At 69.1% G+C, this 14,757-nt stretch carries 14 protein-coding genes, 1 tRNA gene and 1 pseudogene; 3 read left to right on the forward strand and 13 right to left on the reverse strand.

From position 1 onward, the window contains the following. Window positions 1–4: 4 nt before the first annotated feature. The 7 genes from ACQPYK_RS43820 to ACQPYK_RS43850 all read right to left on the reverse strand — a co-directional run bounded on the left by ACQPYK_RS43820 (window position 5) and on the right by ACQPYK_RS43850 (window position 7,504). The gene (locus ACQPYK_RS43820) at window positions 5–844 is read right to left on the reverse strand and encodes a WecB/TagA/CpsF family glycosyltransferase (RefSeq protein WP_433245657.1); all 840 of its coding nucleotides are present in this window, start codon (window positions 842–844) and stop codon (window positions 5–7) included. After that, window positions 844–1,785 carry a glycosyltransferase gene (locus ACQPYK_RS43825; protein ID WP_433245660.1) on the reverse strand — a complete coding sequence of 314 codons (942 nt, stop codon included), beginning with the start codon at window positions 1,783–1,785 and terminating at the stop codon, window positions 844–846. The genes ACQPYK_RS43820 and ACQPYK_RS43825 overlap by 1 nt, the downstream gene beginning before the upstream one ends. Beyond that, complete coding sequence (locus ACQPYK_RS43830; RefSeq protein ID WP_433245663.1) at window positions 1,782–2,741, reverse strand: sulfotransferase; 960 nt, start codon at window positions 2,739–2,741, stop codon at window positions 1,782–1,784. Before ACQPYK_RS43830 ends, ACQPYK_RS43825 begins: the two co-directional genes overlap by 4 nt. Before the next feature lie 213 nt (window positions 2,742–2,954). Continuing rightward, complete coding sequence (gene cysN / locus ACQPYK_RS43835) at window positions 2,955–4,217, reverse strand: sulfate adenylyltransferase subunit CysN (RefSeq protein ID WP_433245666.1); 1,263 nt, start codon at window positions 4,215–4,217, stop codon at window positions 2,955–2,957. A 118-nt stretch (window positions 4,218–4,335) separates the two neighbouring features. Further along, the gene (cysD, locus tag ACQPYK_RS43840) at window positions 4,336–5,250 is read right to left on the reverse strand and encodes a sulfate adenylyltransferase subunit CysD (RefSeq protein ID WP_433245669.1); all 915 of its coding nucleotides are present in this window, start codon (window positions 5,248–5,250) and stop codon (window positions 4,336–4,338) included. Window positions 5,251–5,270: 20 nt separating this feature from the next. Continuing rightward, on the reverse strand, window positions 5,271–6,038 hold the full coding sequence (locus ACQPYK_RS43845; protein WP_433245671.1) for a 3'(2'),5'-bisphosphate nucleotidase CysQ: 768 nt from the start codon (window positions 6,036–6,038) through the stop codon (window positions 5,271–5,273). Continuing rightward, window positions 6,038–7,504: a sugar transferase gene (locus ACQPYK_RS43850; protein ID WP_433245674.1), complete on the reverse strand. Its 1,467-nt coding sequence runs from the start codon at window positions 7,502–7,504 to the stop codon at window positions 6,038–6,040. The genes ACQPYK_RS43845 and ACQPYK_RS43850 overlap by 1 nt, the downstream gene beginning before the upstream one ends. Before the next feature lie 117 nt (window positions 7,505–7,621). Here ACQPYK_RS43850 and ACQPYK_RS43855 point away from each other — a divergent pair, with 117 nt between their 5' ends. Next, a complete protein-coding gene (locus tag ACQPYK_RS43855; RefSeq protein WP_433245677.1) occupies window positions 7,622–8,125 on the forward strand; it encodes a 3'-5' exoribonuclease domain-containing protein in 504 nt (167 codons plus the stop codon). Window positions 8,126–8,145: 20 nt separating this feature from the next. Here ACQPYK_RS43855 and pth read toward each other — a convergent pair whose 3' ends face one another. The 6 genes and pseudogenes from pth to ACQPYK_RS43885 all read right to left on the reverse strand — a co-directional run bounded on the left by pth (window position 8,146) and on the right by ACQPYK_RS43885 (window position 12,323). After that, complete coding sequence (pth, locus tag ACQPYK_RS43860; RefSeq protein WP_433245680.1) at window positions 8,146–8,751, reverse strand: aminoacyl-tRNA hydrolase; 606 nt, start codon at window positions 8,749–8,751, stop codon at window positions 8,146–8,148. Between the two features lie 63 nt (window positions 8,752–8,814). Next, window positions 8,815–9,414: a 50S ribosomal protein L25/general stress protein Ctc gene (locus ACQPYK_RS43865; RefSeq protein ID WP_433245683.1), complete on the reverse strand. Its 600-nt coding sequence runs from the start codon at window positions 9,412–9,414 to the stop codon at window positions 8,815–8,817. Window positions 9,415–9,659: 245 nt separating this feature from the next. Next, window positions 9,660–10,637 carry a ribose-phosphate diphosphokinase gene (locus ACQPYK_RS43870; protein ID WP_433245685.1) on the reverse strand — a complete coding sequence of 326 codons (978 nt, stop codon included), beginning with the start codon at window positions 10,635–10,637 and terminating at the stop codon, window positions 9,660–9,662. Beyond that, complete coding sequence (glmU, locus tag ACQPYK_RS43875) at window positions 10,634–12,085, reverse strand: bifunctional UDP-N-acetylglucosamine diphosphorylase/glucosamine-1-phosphate N-acetyltransferase GlmU (protein ID WP_433245688.1); 1,452 nt, start codon at window positions 12,083–12,085, stop codon at window positions 10,634–10,636. Before glmU ends, ACQPYK_RS43870 begins: the two co-directional genes overlap by 4 nt. A 115-nt stretch (window positions 12,086–12,200) precedes the next feature. Beyond that, window positions 12,201–12,260 (reverse strand): annotated as a pseudogene (locus tag ACQPYK_RS43880) (PEP-CTERM sorting domain-containing protein); the annotation flags it as partial. Continuing rightward, a tRNA-Gln gene (locus tag ACQPYK_RS43885) sits at window positions 12,249–12,323 on the reverse strand. The pseudogene ACQPYK_RS43880 and the gene ACQPYK_RS43885, both read right to left, overlap by 12 nt. Before the next feature lie 324 nt (window positions 12,324–12,647). Between ACQPYK_RS43885 and ACQPYK_RS43890 the strand changes: the two genes are divergently transcribed. Together ACQPYK_RS43890 and ACQPYK_RS43895 are read left to right on the forward strand one after the other, a co-directional pair. Beyond that, complete coding sequence (locus ACQPYK_RS43890) at window positions 12,648–13,589, forward strand: acyl-CoA desaturase (RefSeq protein WP_433245691.1); 942 nt, start codon at window positions 12,648–12,650, stop codon at window positions 13,587–13,589. A gap of 127 nt (window positions 13,590–13,716) precedes the next feature. Next, window positions 13,717–14,715: a TetR family transcriptional regulator gene (locus ACQPYK_RS43895; protein WP_433245694.1), complete on the forward strand. Its 999-nt coding sequence runs from the start codon at window positions 13,717–13,719 to the stop codon at window positions 14,713–14,715. Window positions 14,716–14,757 lie beyond the last annotated feature (42 nt).

A 14,757-nucleotide genomic window follows, 5' to 3' on the forward strand; every position in this document is an offset into this window, starting at 1 on the left:
CGGATCAGGAGAACAGCCGCCGGAACAGGCAGGTGGTGAGCAGCCACAGCGCGAACGGCACGTCGTGAAGCAGGTAGCGGCGGGCCAGCCGGCCGGGCTCGTTGAGCAGCCGGAAGAGCCACTCCAGCCCGGCCCGCTGCATCCACACCGGCGCCCGGGGCACCGTGCCGGCCGCGAACGCGATGGCCGCGCCGCACCCGACGAACCAGGCGCCGGGCAATTCCTGGCGCAGCGACGCGATGAGGCGGTCCTGCTTGGGGAAGCCGAGTCCGACGAAGACCAGCCGGGGCGCGGCCGCCACCACGGTGTCCTTGACCTTGGCACGGCTCTCGGCGGAGGTCTCGAACCCGTACGGCGGGGCGTCGGTGCCGGCGACGAGCAGGCCGGGGTAGCGGTCGGTCAGCCTGGCGGCCGCCTGCCCGGCGACCCCCGGTGGACCGCCCAGGAGGTAGATCGGGTAGCGGTAGAAGGTGGCGGCCTCCGCCAGGGACCAGATCAGATCGGCACCGGCGACCCGGCCGGGCACGGGCGTGCCGAGCAGCTTCGCCGCCCACACCAGCGGCATGCCGTCGGCCACCACGAGATCGGCGCTCTCGATGATGCGGCGCGCCTCTGGATCGTGGGCGGCGGCCCAGCCGATGTCGACGTTCGGGGTGACCAGGTGTCCGCCTTCGCCGCGCTTCAGAGCGGCGACCACGTGGTCGACGACCTCACCCTCGGTCATCGGGTCGATGGCGAGCCCGGCCACGTGCACCCTGCGGCGCAGCCGCTTGCGGGTGGCCTTGTCCGGCCGCGACCGCTGGCGCGGGACGCTCAACGCCTCCTGGACGGTCCTGAGCGCCATCAGATGCCGTGCCCGCGATGATGCAACGTGCTGAGCACGGTCTGGGCCGACACCAGACCCGCCGCCACCGCGAGCGCGATGGGCGCGCGGGGCTCACCGCGCCGGGCGGCGAACGCCCGCCAGGCCCAGCGGCCCGCCTCCCGTCGCCTGCCGAGGGCGGCATGGTGAAAGGCGAGCTGACCGTAGACCCGCGCCGCGCCGCGCGGATCCACGGCCAGATCAGGATGCCGGGCGAGTATCCACTCCAGCCCGGCGATTCGGTCGGCCCAGCGGGTAACGTACAGGGAGGCGCCCCAGCGAACCCGCACCAGGGGGCGGTCGACATGGACGATCGGGTGGCGTTCGGCGGCGCGCAGCACCAGGTCCCAGTCCTCGTTCTGGCCGTTGGGCGCGCTCTCGTCCACCCAGAACGCGCCACGCCGGAACAGGAACGTCGAGGAGTGCGCCATCACCATGCGCGAGCGCAACAGGTGGGCACGGGTGATCCGGTCGGTCCCGGCGAGCCGGGGGACGCGGCGCGAGCCGTACTCGACCTCGATGGCGCAACTGGAGAACTCCGCGTCCGGCTCCGTCTCCAGCGCGGCGACCTGGGCGCCGATCTTGCCGGGCAGCCACTGGTCGTCGTCGTCGCAGAAGGCCACCAGGTCGGTGTCGAGCGCCGCGATGCCGGTGTTACGCGTGCCCGGCAGGCCGGGGCTGAGCCGGTTGGGCATCACCCGGACGCCGCGCGAGAGCGTCCTGCCCGGCCCGACCGTCAGGGTGCGGCCGGCCAGCAGGTCGGCCACCTGATCGGCGACCGGGGCCGGGTCGCCGCCGTCCACGACGACCACGACCTCCATGGCGCCGGCGTGGTCCTGGCCGAGCGCGGCGCGCACGGCCGAGCGCAACTGTTCGGGCCGACGCCCTCGCGTGGGGATGACCACGCCCACCGATGGACTCACGCGAGCCTCCCGCGATAGCCGTATTTGTTCATGAGGGGCCACGTCAGCGCGGTGACCAGGCGTTGGTGCCGGACGGAGGCGCCGGTGCGCCAGCCGTCGTCCGGGGCCAGACCGATCCGGCCGACCGTGAAGCGCATGGGGTTGCCCGAGGCCGTGTGGGCCACGGAGAGCTCGGCCTCGCCGTCGGCGAGGAACCCCAGGTGGGGCCGGAGACCGATCCTGGCGACCAGGCTCCTGAGCGTGTCACCGGGAGCTTGGAGGAGATCCTCATAGCGGATCCGGGTGACGGAGACGCCCCGGCGGGCCAGGAGTTCGAGGCTGAGGTTCTGCGCCAGCCAGTGAACCGAGGTGCGGGCCGGCGACCAGCGGGTCATCGGGCGGCCGTCCTCGGGGCGCGCGACCCGCCGATGCCAGGAGTGCGCGACCGCGCGGGGGTCGCGCACGACGTGCACGACGTGCACGTCGACTCCGGCCGCGGCCAGGCAGAACGCCAGGGAGGCGTGCTTGCTGGAGTCGATCACGATCGGGCAGCCGGCGACCTCGCCCGCGGCGTCGTAGAGCCGGCGGTGGGCGGCGACGTATTCGCCGAGCCCGGCCAGCCCGGGGGACGACCACGGGCAGGTGTCCGCCCCTTCCTCTGTGAGGATCTGGGCCAGGCCGGGAATGCGCCGGGTGCGGTCGACCCGCTGCCCGAGCGCGAGCACCCGGTGGGCCAGCCCGTCGGACCAGCCGCCGAACGCGCGCTCGCCGACCTCGTTCCAGAACGGGCAGGAACCGAACGGCTCGCCGCACCCGCACGCCTCGTTCGCGAGCACGCCCCTGGCCCAGAGATGGACGACCTCTCCGAGCGGTGCGATGCCGGGCACCTCTCCGAGGAGCCGCTCCAGCAGTGTGGTGCCGCTACGGCCGAGACCGCCCACGAAGACGACCCGGGCGGGGGGTGGACGGTCAGGCATGGGCACAAATCCTTACCCAACGGATACGGAACGTGCCGACAATAGCGCGGAGAGTCACCGATCTATCGGAGAACAGTCAAAGGATCTACCTGGAAGCCCGGACGACGCGGCGGCTCAGGAAAGCACGACGGCCCCCTGCCACGCGCCCATGATGCCGGTGGACGCGCCGGAGGGGGCCGGCGTGATGGAGGCGGCGAGGCGCCCGGGTGGGCTCTACTTCGCCTCGACGATCATCCCGGCGGCGACGGTGTTGCTGGTGGCCTCGTCCACGAGGATGAAGCCGCCGGTCAGGCGGTTTCTGGCGTAGTCGTCGACGAACAGCGGCTGGGTGACGCGGAGCGACACCCGGCCGATCTCGTTCAGGCCGAGCGACTGGGCCGACTCGTCGCGGTGCAGGGTGTTGACGTCCAGCCGGTAGTGCAGGTCACGGACCAGCGCGCGGGCCGTGCGGGTGGTGTGCTTGATGGTCAGCTTGGTGCGCGGTCCCAGCTTGCTGGCGTCGGTCATCCAGCAGATCATCGCCTCCAGCTCCTGGGCGACGTGCGGCTGGTTGTTCGGGCGGCAGATCATGTCACCGCGCGAGATGTCGATGTCGTCCTCCAGCCGGAGGGTCACCGACATCGGGGCGAACGCCTCGTCGACCGGCCCGTCGAAGGTGTCGATCGACGCGATCCGGGTGACCAGCCCCGAGGGCAGGTGCACGACCTCGTCACCCGGCTTGAGCACGCCGCCGGCGACCTGGCCGGCGTAGCCCCGGTAGTCGTGGAAGGCCGGGTCGGTGGCCCGCTGCGGCCGGATGACGTACTGGACGGGGAAGCGCACGTCGACCAGGTTCCGGTCGGAGGCGATGTGCACGTTCTCCAGGTGGTGCAGCAGGGAGGAGCCGTTGTACCAGGGCATGTTCTCCGAGCGGGAGACCACGTTGTCGCCGTGCAACGCCGAGATCGGGATGAACGTCAGGTCGGGCGCGTTCAGCTTGGCCGCGAACGAGGTGAACTCCTCGCGGATCTCCTCGAACCGCTCCTGGGAGTAGTCGACCAGGTCCATCTTGTTGACCGCCAGCACCAGGTGCGGCACACGCAGCAGGGTGGTCAGGAACGCGTGCCGGCGCGACTGCTCCAGCACGCCCTTGCGCGCGTCGATCAGGACGATCGCCAGGTCGGCCGTGGAGGCGCCGGTGACCATGTTGCGGGTGTACTGGATGTGCCCGGGGGTGTCGGCGATGATGAACTTGCGCTTGGGCGTGGCGAAGTAGCGGTAGGCCACGTCGATCGTGATGCCCTGCTCCCGCTCGGCCCGCAGGCCGTCGGTGAGCAGCGACAGGTCGGTGTATTCGGTACCGCGGTCGCGAGAGGTGCGCTCGACCGCCTCGAGCTGGTCTTCGAAGATCGCCTTGGAGTCGAAGAGCAGCCGTCCGATCAGGGTCGACTTGCCGTCGTCGACGCTTCCCGCGGTGGCAAAGCGAAGGATGTCCATCAGAACTGCTCTCCAGAGGTCGTACGGCTTTCGCGGGAAGACTGCGCCGGGAGTGGTCCCCGGATCGCAGGCGGCCGGTCGTGCGCGGTGGCCGACCGGTGCGGTGAGAGATCACGCACTAGAAGTAACCCTCCCGCTTGCGGTCTTCCATCGAGGCCTCGGAGGCCCGGTCGTCGGCGCGGGTGGCGCCGCGCTCGGTGATCCGGGTGGCGGCGATCTCGCTGATGATCTCCTCGACCGTCGCGGCGGTGGACTGCACGGCGCCGGTGCAGGTCACGTCGCCGACCGTGCGGTAGCGGACCACGGTCTCGAAGAGCGGTTCGTCGTCGTCACGGGTGATGAACTCGCTGTCGGCCAGCAGCATGCCGTCCCGCTCGAAGACCTTACGCGTGTGCGCGTAGTAGATCGACGGGATCTCGATGCCCTCACGCCGGATGTAGTCCCAGATGTCGAGCTCGGTCCAGTTGGACAGCGGGAACACCCGGATGTGCTCCCCCTTGCGGATCTTGGAGTTGTAGAGGTTCCACAGCTCCGGCCGCTGGCTCTTGGGGTCCCACTGGCCGAACTCGTCGCGGAAGGAGAACACCCGCTCCTTTGCGCGGGCCTTCTCCTCGTCACGGCGGGCGCCGCCGAACACCGCGTCGTACTCGTTGTCCTCGATCGCGTCGAGCAGGGTGGTGGTCTGCAGCCGGTTGCGGGAAGCCCGGCGACCGGTCTCCTCGGCCACCCGGCCGGCGTCGATGGAGTCCTGGACGCTGGCCACGACCAGGCGCGCGCCCAGCTCCGCGGCGCGGCGGTCGCGGAACTCGATGACTTCGGAGAAGTTGTGCCCGGTGTCGACGTGCATCAGTGGGAAGGGGATGGGCGCGGGCCAGAACGCCTTCTCCGCGATGCGGAGCATGACGATGGAATCCTTGCCACCGGAGAAGAGCAGACAGGGACGCTCGAACTCGGCCGCCACTTCACGCATGATGTGAATGGCCTCTGCCTCGAGGACATCGAGCTGCGACGTGGTGTAGTCGCACTGGAGCATCAGACTCTCCTAGCGGGGATTCAGCGGTGCAGATCCCGGATTCCAGCGAGCAACGTCGGCGCTAGTCCCGGTAGGGAAACAAGGATATCCGGCAGTGACGGGTCGGCTTGGTTATAGGACAGAGTTGAACCGTCTATGCGACTGGCATGGGCTCCGGCGGCGAGGGCCACCGCCACCGGCGCGGCGGAGTCCCATTCATACTGGCCGCCGGCGTGCACGTAGGCCTCGACCTCTCCGGTGAGCACCGCGGAGATCTTGGCGCCCGCCGATCCGATCGGCACCAGGTCGGCGCCGGCCGAACGGGCCAGGCTCTGCACGAACTCCGGTGGCCGGGTCCGGCTGACCGCGATCCGCGCTCTGGCCTCCGGGTGGAGGGCGGGCAGCACGGGCGGTTCGAGAGTGGACAGCGTCCGGCCCTGAGCGGGCAGGGCCACCGCTCCGGCGGTCAGCGCGCCGCGCTCCCAAAGCGCGACGTGGACCGCCCAGTCGCCCCGGCCCTCTTCGGCGAACTCGCGGGTGCCGTCCAGGGGGTCGACGATCCACACCCGCTCGGCCCCGAGCCGGCGAGGGTCGAGACGCTCCTCCCTGGTCGCCTCTTCGGACAGCACACTGTCACTCGGGCGCAACCGCGCCAGGGCCTCCATGAGGAACAGGTGGGCGGAGGCGTCGCCTTCCTTGCGCAGTGCGACGGGGTCGGCGAAGCCCTTTTTCTCCCGCAGGGCCAGCAGTCTCTCACCGGCCTCCGTCGCCAGATCCGTGGCGAGGACGTGATCGTCGCGAATCGTCATCAGTATGCTCCAGCTCCTCGCGCGACAGCCGACCAAGTCTTCCACAGGATCTGCAGGTCCAGCGTGAGGGACCAATTCTCCACATAACGCAAATCCAACTGTACCGATTCCTCCCAAGATAGGTCAGATCGTCCACTGACTTGCCAAAGGCCGGTCATTCCAGGCTTGACCAACAACCTACGGCGGACGTCGTCCCCGTAGCGGGCGACCTCGTCGGGCAACGGCGGCCGGGGACCGACCAGTGACATGTGGCCGAGCAGCACATTGATCAGCTGGGGCAGCTCGTCAAGGGAGTGCCGGCGCAGCCGGGAGCCCAGCGGGGTCACCCGCGGATCTTTCCTGATCTTGAACAGCACGCCCTGCCCGTCTCCGACGAGGGAGATCCTCTGCCGTTCGGCGTCGGCGCCCATCGTCCGGAACTTGTAGATCGTGAACTCGCCGCCGTCCCGGCCCACCCGCGTCTGGCGGAAGAACGCGGGCCCGGGACCCGACATCCGCACGGCCACCACCAGGCCGACGAAGATCGGCAGCAGCACCACCAGCAGCAGCCCGGCGCCGATCCGGTCGAAGAGGTTCTTGACCACCTGGCGCAGTCCCGCGATCTCGGGGTGGTCCACGTGCAGCAGCGGCAGCCCCGCCGCCGGGCGGATCGTGATCCGCGGCCCGGCCACCTCCATGAGCGCCGGGGCCACCACCAGGTCGGTGTCGGTCTTCTCCAGCCGCCAGGCCAGCCGCCGCAACGCCACCCCGTCCATCTCCGGGCAGGCGAGCACGGCCACGGTGTCCGCCGCGATCTGCCCGACCACGAGCGGAACGTCGGACAGGTCCCCCAGCACCGCGACCCCTTCCACATCGCCCATGCCGTCACGCGGCATGCAGACCCCGACGACCTCCATGCCGTGATAGCGCTCCTTGCGGAAGCGGCGGATCAACTCGGCGGTCGCGGCGCGGTGGCCCACCGTCACGACCCGCCGCATGCAACCGCCGTGCGCGCGCCTGCGGTGCAGGCGGCGGCGCAGGCCGTAGCGCGACAGGAGGGTGAGCAGCGTGGCCATCGGGAGCGCCAGCACCACGTAACCGCGGGCCACGTCGGTCTTCGTCACGTAGGCGCCGATGGCGAGGGCCGCGATGAGCATGAACCCGCACTGGAAGACCCGCTGGAACTCCTCGGGGCCCACGCCGAACAGGCGAGGCTCGTAGGCGCGGTTCAGGGCGATCGCGCAGACCCAGACGATCGGGAGCCCGGCGCTCAACATCACGTAGGGGGTGACGTAAGGAGTAACCTCGCCGAAGCGGACGAACAGGGCGAGGGAGGCGGCCAGGGAGGCGGAGCCGATGTCGGCGGCGACGGCTCGTGCCCGATACCCGCGCACCCAGCCCGGCATGCGGGGGCGGGACACCGGCACGGACCTCGGCGTCACCTGGACGACGGTCACGTCGCGCACGCGATCCCCCTGCGTAACCATTCATTGACGGACAGTAGCCGAATGCTAGCGGGGAGAGGAAAGGCCCGAAGGTTGAAGACCGAAACGTATATCTCTGTGGACATTGAGGCCGATGGCCCGATTCCTGGGCCGTATTCGATGGTCAGCTTCGGCATGGCCGTGGCCGGACGGATGACCGGCAAGGCCTTCGAACCGATCGATCCGCAGCTCGACACCTTCTACGCCGAGCTGAAGCCGATCAGCGACGACCACGTTCCCGAGGCGCTCGCCGTCAGCGGGCTCGACCGGGAGGCGTTGATTCGCGAGGGTCTGGAGCCGGTCGAGGCGATGAAGGCCGCCGCGGCGTGGATCCGCGAGGTGTGCGGCAACAGCACGCCGGTGCTGGCGGCCTACCCGCTGTCCTACGACTGGATGTGGATGTACTGGTACTTCATGCGCTTCGGCGGCGTCTCGCCGTTCGGGCACTCGCGCTGCCTGGACATCAAGACGCTCTACGCCGCCAAGGCGGGCGTGCCCATCGGCTGGGCCACCAAGCGGCAGATGCCCAAGCACCTGCTCTCGTCTCGGCCGCACACCCACAACGCGCTCGACGACGCGATCGAGCAGGCCGAGCTGCTGCAGAACCTGATGGCCCTCGGCTGAGCCCGCCCGGCGGACCCTCGCTACCTGGGCGGGCCGGAGACGTTCAGGTCACCGGTGTGGAAGGTGTTCTGGGTCGTCTCCAGACCCGAGGTGATCAGCGACTCCACCACGTCGGCGGCCCGGTCGACCAGGAACGGCAGGTCCTTGCGCTCGGCGGTGGCGAAGTCCCGCAGGACGTAGGAGGCGGCGTCCATCCGGCCGGGCGGGCGGCCGATGCCGAACCGCACCCGCAGATAGTCCTTGGTGGCCAGGGACTTAGTGATCGACTTCAGTCCGTTGTGGCCGTTGTCGCCGCCGCCCAGCTTGGCCCGGAGCGCGCCGTAGGGGATGTCCAACTCGTCGTGGACCGCGATCACGCGCGCCGGGTCCACCTTGTAGAAGTCGGCCAGGGCCTTGACCGGTCCGCCGGAGAGGTTCATGAAGGACAGCGGCTTGGCCAGCACCGCCGGAGCGCCTGCCACGCGACCCTCCAGCACCTCGGCCCGCGACCTGTGCACCTTGAAGCGTCCTCCGGCCCGGGCGGCGAGCTCGTCAAGGACCATGAAACCGGCGTTGTGCCGGTTTCCGGCATACTCCGGCCCGGGATTCCCCAGGCCCACGACCAACCAGCGGTCCACGGTCGGCATCCCTTCATATGCGCGTCAGGGCAGCCCGGTCCCGGACTGCCCTGACAGGTGTAGCAGAGAAAACTACTCGGCGGACTCGCCCTCGGCACCCTCGGCGGCCTCGCCCTCGGCGGCCTCGCCCTCGGGCTCGGCGGTCGGCGCCGCGGTGACGTGCAGGACCAGCGTCTCCGGCTCGGCGATCAGGGTGGTGCCCTCGGGGAGCTTCAGGTCGCCCGCGGTGAACTGGGTGCCGACCTGCATGCCCTCGACGTCGACCTCGACGCCCGTCGGGATGTGGGTGGCCTCGGCCTCGACCGAGATGGAGACGAGCTGCTGGTCGAGGATGCCGTCGGCCACCTCGCCCACCACGGTGACGGGGATGTCGACGGTGACCTTCTCGCCGCGCTTGACGAGCAGGAGGTCGACGTGCTCGAGGAAGCCCTTGATCGGGTCACGCTGGACGCCCTTGGGCAGCGCCAGCTCGGTGACCGCGCCCTGGAGGCGGATCAGCACGTTCGGCGTGCGCAGGGCGAGCAGGAGCTCGTGGCCCGGCAGGGACAGGTGCTGCGGGTCCGTGCCGTGCCCGTAGAGGACGACGGGCACCTTGTGCTCGCGGCGGATCTTGCGGGCGGCGCCCTTGCCGAACTCGTTGCGCGATTCGGCGTTGATGACTACTTCGGACACGACGGATCTCCTAGGGATCTTCGACGAATGGAGGGTGCGTTCCCCCTCACCCGCCCTAGCGGAAGGCGTTACGAACGCACGCAATCTGCATAGCCTACCGGCATGTCGCCGGGCTCCGCCCCACGACCGGCCGCCGACGACCGGCGGCCGGTGTCCGGCGGCCGGTCGTCGGACATCGGCCTCGACCCTGAACCCCGGCACACCGCGCCCCGCCGGGCGCGACGCGGTAGGTCAGACGCGGTAGGTCAGCTGTCGCCCTCGAACAGGCTCGTCACCGAACCGTCGCTGAAGACCTCGGTGATCGCGCGGGCGATCATCGGAGCGATGGACAGCACGGTGAGCTTGTCGAACCTCTTCTCCTCGGCGAGCGGGAGAGTGTTGGTGACGATCACTTCGGAGATCTTGGAGTTCTTCAGCCGGTCGACGGCCGGGTCGGAGAACACGGCGTGCGTGGCCGCCACGAGCACGTTGGTGGCTCCCTGCTCGTAGAGCGCGTCGGCGGCCTTGCAGATGGTGCCCGCGGTGTCGATCATGTCGTCGATCAGCACGCAGGTGCGGCCGCGCACCTTGCCGACGACCTCGCTCACCTTCACCTGGTTGGCGACGTCGAGGTCGCGGCGCTTGTGGATGAAGGCCATCGGGGTGCCCAGCGTGTCGGCCCAGCGCTCCGCCAGCCGCACCCGGCCGGTGTCGGGCGAGACGATCGTCGTCGCCTCCAGGTCGAGCTTGTCCTTGAGGTAGTTCACCAGCACCGGCATGGCGAACAGGTGGTCCACCGGGCCGTCGAAGAAGCCCTGGATCTGGGGGGTGTGCAGGTCGATCGACATCAGCCGGTCGGCACCCGCGGTCTTGAACATGTCGGCCATCAGGCGGGCGGTGATGGGCTCGCGACCCCGGCCCTTCTTGTCCTGGCGGGCGTAGCCGAAGAACGGCATTATCACGGTGATCCGCTTGGCGGAGGCGCGCTTGAGCGCGTCCACCATGATCAGCTGCTCCATGATCCACTTGTTGATGGGCCCGGTGTGGCTCTGGATGACGAACGCGTCACAGCCCCGGACGGACTCCAGGTAGCGGGCGTAGATCTCGCCGTTGGCGAAGTCGCGTAGCGCGGTGGGGGTCGTGTCCACCCCGAGGTGGCTGGCCACCTCCTCGGCGAGATCCGGATGCGCGCGCCCCGAGAAGAACATCAGGTTCTTCTCGCCGGTCTGCTTGATGCCACTCACGACTTGCTCCCCTGCTGATTTCCGGCCTCGGCGGCCCGCAGTGCCGCCTCGGCCGACTTGGTGCCCGCGCGCCTGCGCGCGACCCACCCTTCAATGTTGCGCTGCCGCCCTCGGGCCACGCCGATCGCCCCCGGCGGGACGTCGTTGTCGATGACCGAGCCCGCGGCAGTGTAGGCGCCGTCGCCGATGTTCACCGGCGCGACGAGCATGGTGTCGCATCCGACGAAGGCGTTCTCGCCCACGGTCGTGCGGTGTTTGTTGACCCCGTCGTAGTTGACGAAGATCGCCGAGGCGCCGATGTTGGCCCCCGCGCCGATCGTGGCGTCTCCCACGTATGTCAGGTGGGGCACCTTCGCGCCCGCGCCCACCTCGGAGTTCTTTACCTCGACATAGGTCCCGGCCTTGGCCTTGCGGCCCAGCACCGCGCCCGGCCGCAGGTAGGCGTAGGGTCCCACCATGGCCTCGGGGCCGATCTCGGCCTCGACGCAGACGGCGTTGCGGACCGTCGCCCCCTCGCCGACGACCGTGTCGGTCAGCGTGGAGGCCGGGCCGATCTCGGCGCCCTCGGCGACGGACGTACGGCCGTGCAGCTGGGTGCCCGGGTGGATCACCACGTCCTGTTCCAGGGTCACGCCCACGTCCACCCAGGTGCTGGCCGGGTCGATCACCGTGACCCCCGCGCGCATGTGGGCCTCCAGCAGCCGGGAGTTGACGACCTTGCGGGCGAAGGCGAGCTGTACCCGGTCGTTGACGCCCTCCACCTCGACGTAGTCGGCCGCGATGTGCGCGCCGACCCGGTGGCCGTCCTCCCTGAGGATGGACAGGACGTCGGTGAGATATTCCTCGCCCTGGGCGTTGGAGCTGGACACCCGCTTGACCGCGTCGGCCAGCAGGAGCCCGTCGAAGGCGTAGACGCCGGAGTTCATCTCCCGGATCATCCGCTGCTCGGGGCTGGCGTCCTTCTCCTCGACGATCTCCAGGACCGCTCCCGTGGTGTCACGGATGATCCGGCCGTAGCCGTACGGGTCGGGGACCTCGGCGGTGAGCACGGTGACGGCGTTGCGGTCCTGCTCGTGCCGTTCCAGCAGCGTGGCCAGGGTTTCCGTGCGCAGCAACGGCGTGTCCCCGTAGGTGACCAGAACCGTGCCGTCGATGCTGCCGGCCGTCTCCAGCACGATCCTGACCGCGTGGCCGGTCCCCTTCTGCTCGGCCTGCACGACGGCCTGCGCGTCCGGGCTGGTCCGTGCCAGGTGGGCCTGGACCCGCTCTCGTTCGTGACCTATGACAACAATGAGCCGCTCGGGTTCGAGACCTCGAGCGGCGGTGAGCATGTGGTCGACCAGGGTACGGCCGCACAGCTCGTGCAGAATCTTGGGTGTTTTCGACTTCATCCGGGTGCCCTCGCCTGCGGCAAGGACGATGACGGCGGCCGGGCGCGGCACACTCACGGACGAGGCTCCCTCGGCGTCGCGGCTGAGACATGACGAAACGGGATGCCAGACGGCTACCTCGAGGGCATCGGCCGGTCACCCACTTGACAACGTGAGGATACCTTCCCCACCGTGAACCCACCCAGCCGACCAGGCCGATCAATAAACCAGACAGAAGCGATGGCTCCGGCACCAGGACTCGAACCTGGACAACAAGGACCAAAACCTTGCGGGCTGCCAATTACCCAATGCCGGATCAGCCTGGCGTCTCGGACGGGATCCGAAAGCCCGGCCCCCCTACGATACCGATCCCTTGATATCGAACGCGCCTCGTTTTGGGTCCTCATCGACCACGGGGGCGATCAAGTAGGAGAAGGATCTTCCCGGGGCGATGAGCTGCGGACCGTTTAGCAGGTCAAGCCGGTGGTAGACAAGACAGGAAACCACTACGGGATCTCCGCACGGGAGTCAGCTTCTCTACATTAATTGCTTAGGGATTCCTAACTTACGATGGCGTAGGTTACGGTGGCGTAGCCAGACAAAGCCCACCATCCTTCTCCGAGCCTCCGCGAGGTAGCGCATGACCGTCATCGCAGAACGCCCAGCTCCAGGCCCCAAACCTGACGCCGATCCCGAGCCGAAGACCAAGCCCGAGATCATCGTCTTCGGCGTGGTGGTGGCCGCCCCGCTGATCGCTCTCGCCGCCGCCGTCCCGTTCGCGTGGGGCTGGGGACTGGGCTGGAGCGACGTCGTGATCGCCGGCGTCTTCTACGTGGTCACCGGCCTCGGCGTGACCGTCGGTCTGCACCGCCACTTCACCCACGGGTCGTTCAAGGCCAAGCGCCCGCTGAAGATCGCGCTGGGCATCGCGGGCAGCCTCTCCATGGAGATGTCGGTGCTCGACTGGGTGGCCACCCACCGCAAGCACCACAAGTTCTCCGACAAAGAAGGCGACCCGCACTCGCCGTGGCGGTTCGGCACCGGCTTCCGCGCCGTGAGCAAGGGCCTGCTCTGGGCGCACATGGGCTGGCTGTTCGAGACCGACCGGGCCAACCGGGAGAAGTACGCCCCGGACCTGGTCAAGGACCCCGACATCGTCAAGCTGCACAAGCTCTTCCCGACGCTGGCGATCACCTCGATGGTGCTTCCCGCCCTGCTGGGCGGCCTGCTGACCCTGTCATGGTGGGGCATGGTGACCGGCTTCTTCTGGGGCACGCTGGTCCGGATCGGGCTGCTGCACCACGTGACCTGGTCGATCAACTCCATCTGCCACGTCTTCGGCGAGGAGGTCTTCGAGTCACGTGACAAGTCGCGCAACGTCTGGTGGCTGGCCATCCCCTCCTTCGGCGAGTCCTGGCACAACCTGCACCACTCCGACCCGACCTGCGCCCGGCACGGCGCGCTCAAGGGCCAGATCGACCTCAGCGCCGGCGTGATCAGCTGGTTCGAGAAGGCCGGCTGGGCCTACGACGTCCGCTGGCCGACCCCCGAGCGACTGGCGGCGAAGCGCATTGCCGCCTGACGGCCCCACCGCGACCGCCACAGCGGCCCGAACAACACCAACGCCGCCCGACAACCCCACCGCGACCGCCACAGCGGCCCCGGGCACGGTTCCCTCTTCACAAGTGGGGAGCGCCATTATTAGAACCGTGAGTGAACCCCGACGACGCATGTCAGGTAAAGAACGCCGGGAGCAGCTGATCCAGATCAGCAGGACCCTGTTCGCCGAGAAGGGGTTCGACGGCACGTCGGTCGAGGAGATCGCGGCGACCGCCAACGTCTCCAAACCGGTGGTCTACGAGCACTTCGGCGGCAAGGAGGGCGTCTACGCGGTCGTCGTCGACCGGGAGATGCAGAAGCTGCTGGCCCTGGTGACGGAGGCGCTGTCCGCCTCGCACGCGCTGATCAAACTGGAACGGGCCGCTCTGGCGCTGCTGGCCTACGTGGAGGAGAACAGCGAGGGTTTCCGGATCCTGGTCCGCGACTCGCACGCTGCATCGGGGACCGGCACGTTCGCCAGTCTCATCAACGACATCGCCAGCCAGGTCGAAGACGTGATGGTCGACGAGTTCGTGGAGCGGGGATACGACCCGAAGCTGGCACCGATGTACGCGCAGATGCTGGTCGGCATGGTGGCGCTGACCGGACAGTGGTGGCTGGACGTGCGCAGGCCGCCGCGCGAGGAGGTGGCCGCGCACCTGGTCAACCTGGCGTGGAACGGGCTGGTCGGGCTGGATCCGAACCCCCGCCTGACCGCCTCCTCCCGGGGCATGGAGCAGCGGCGGGCACCGCTGCCGCCACGCCCGACCGAGAAAGAGCTACGGGAGATGGGCAAGGCCCGCGAGCGCGAACTCAAGGAGCAGGAGAAGATCCGCGAGCGCGAGCAACGTGAGGCCGAGAAGCTGGCACGAGACCAGGAGAAGGCTCGGCTGCGGGAGGAACGCGAGCGGGAGAAGGCACGCGAGCGAGAGGCCCGCGAGCAGGAGCGACTGCTCAAGGAGCAGGAGAAGATCCGCGAGCGGGAGCTCAGGGAGCAGGAGAAGGTGCGGGTCCGGGAGGCGAAGACCGCCGAGCGGGAGGCGTCCAGGCAGGCCAGCCTCACCGAGCGCACCGGCGACGCGATAGAGAAACTTGAACCAAGCGAGTAAGCAACAGCGGTAGTTGAGCCGAAATTAACGTTCCGTTCAACC

This window comes from Streptosporangium sp. CA-135522, from assembly GCF_050949235.1.
Taxonomy (GTDB): Bacteria; Actinomycetota; Actinomycetes; order Streptosporangiales; family Streptosporangiaceae; genus Streptosporangium.

Excerpts from the sequence above, each read along its gene's own strand:
- ACQPYK_RS43820 (WP_433245657.1), bottom strand. The coding sequence starts at position 844 with ATGGCGCTCAGGACCGTCCAGGAGGCGTTGAGCGTCCCGCGCCAGCGG.
- ACQPYK_RS43830 (WP_433245663.1), bottom strand. The coding sequence starts at position 2,741 with ATGCCTGACCGTCCACCCCCCGCCCGGGTCGTCTTCGTGGGCGGTCTC.
- cysN (WP_433245666.1), bottom strand. The coding sequence starts at position 4,217 with ATGGACATCCTTCGCTTTGCCACCGCGGGAAGCGTCGACGACGGCAAG.
- cysD (WP_433245669.1), bottom strand. The coding sequence starts at position 5,250 with ATGCTCCAGTGCGACTACACCACGTCGCAGCTCGATGTCCTCGAGGCA.
- ACQPYK_RS43845 (WP_433245671.1), bottom strand. The coding sequence starts at position 6,038 with ATGACGATTCGCGACGATCACGTCCTCGCCACGGATCTGGCGACGGAG.
- ACQPYK_RS43850 (WP_433245674.1), bottom strand. The coding sequence starts at position 7,504 with ATGGTTACGCAGGGGGATCGCGTGCGCGACGTGACCGTCGTCCAGGTG.
- ACQPYK_RS43855 (WP_433245677.1), top strand. The coding sequence starts at position 7,622 with ATGGTCAGCTTCGGCATGGCCGTGGCCGGACGGATGACCGGCAAGGCC.
- pth (WP_433245680.1), bottom strand. The coding sequence starts at position 8,751 with ATGCCGACCGTGGACCGCTGGTTGGTCGTGGGCCTGGGGAATCCCGGG.
- ACQPYK_RS43890 (WP_433245691.1), top strand. The coding sequence starts at position 12,648 with ATGACCGTCATCGCAGAACGCCCAGCTCCAGGCCCCAAACCTGACGCC.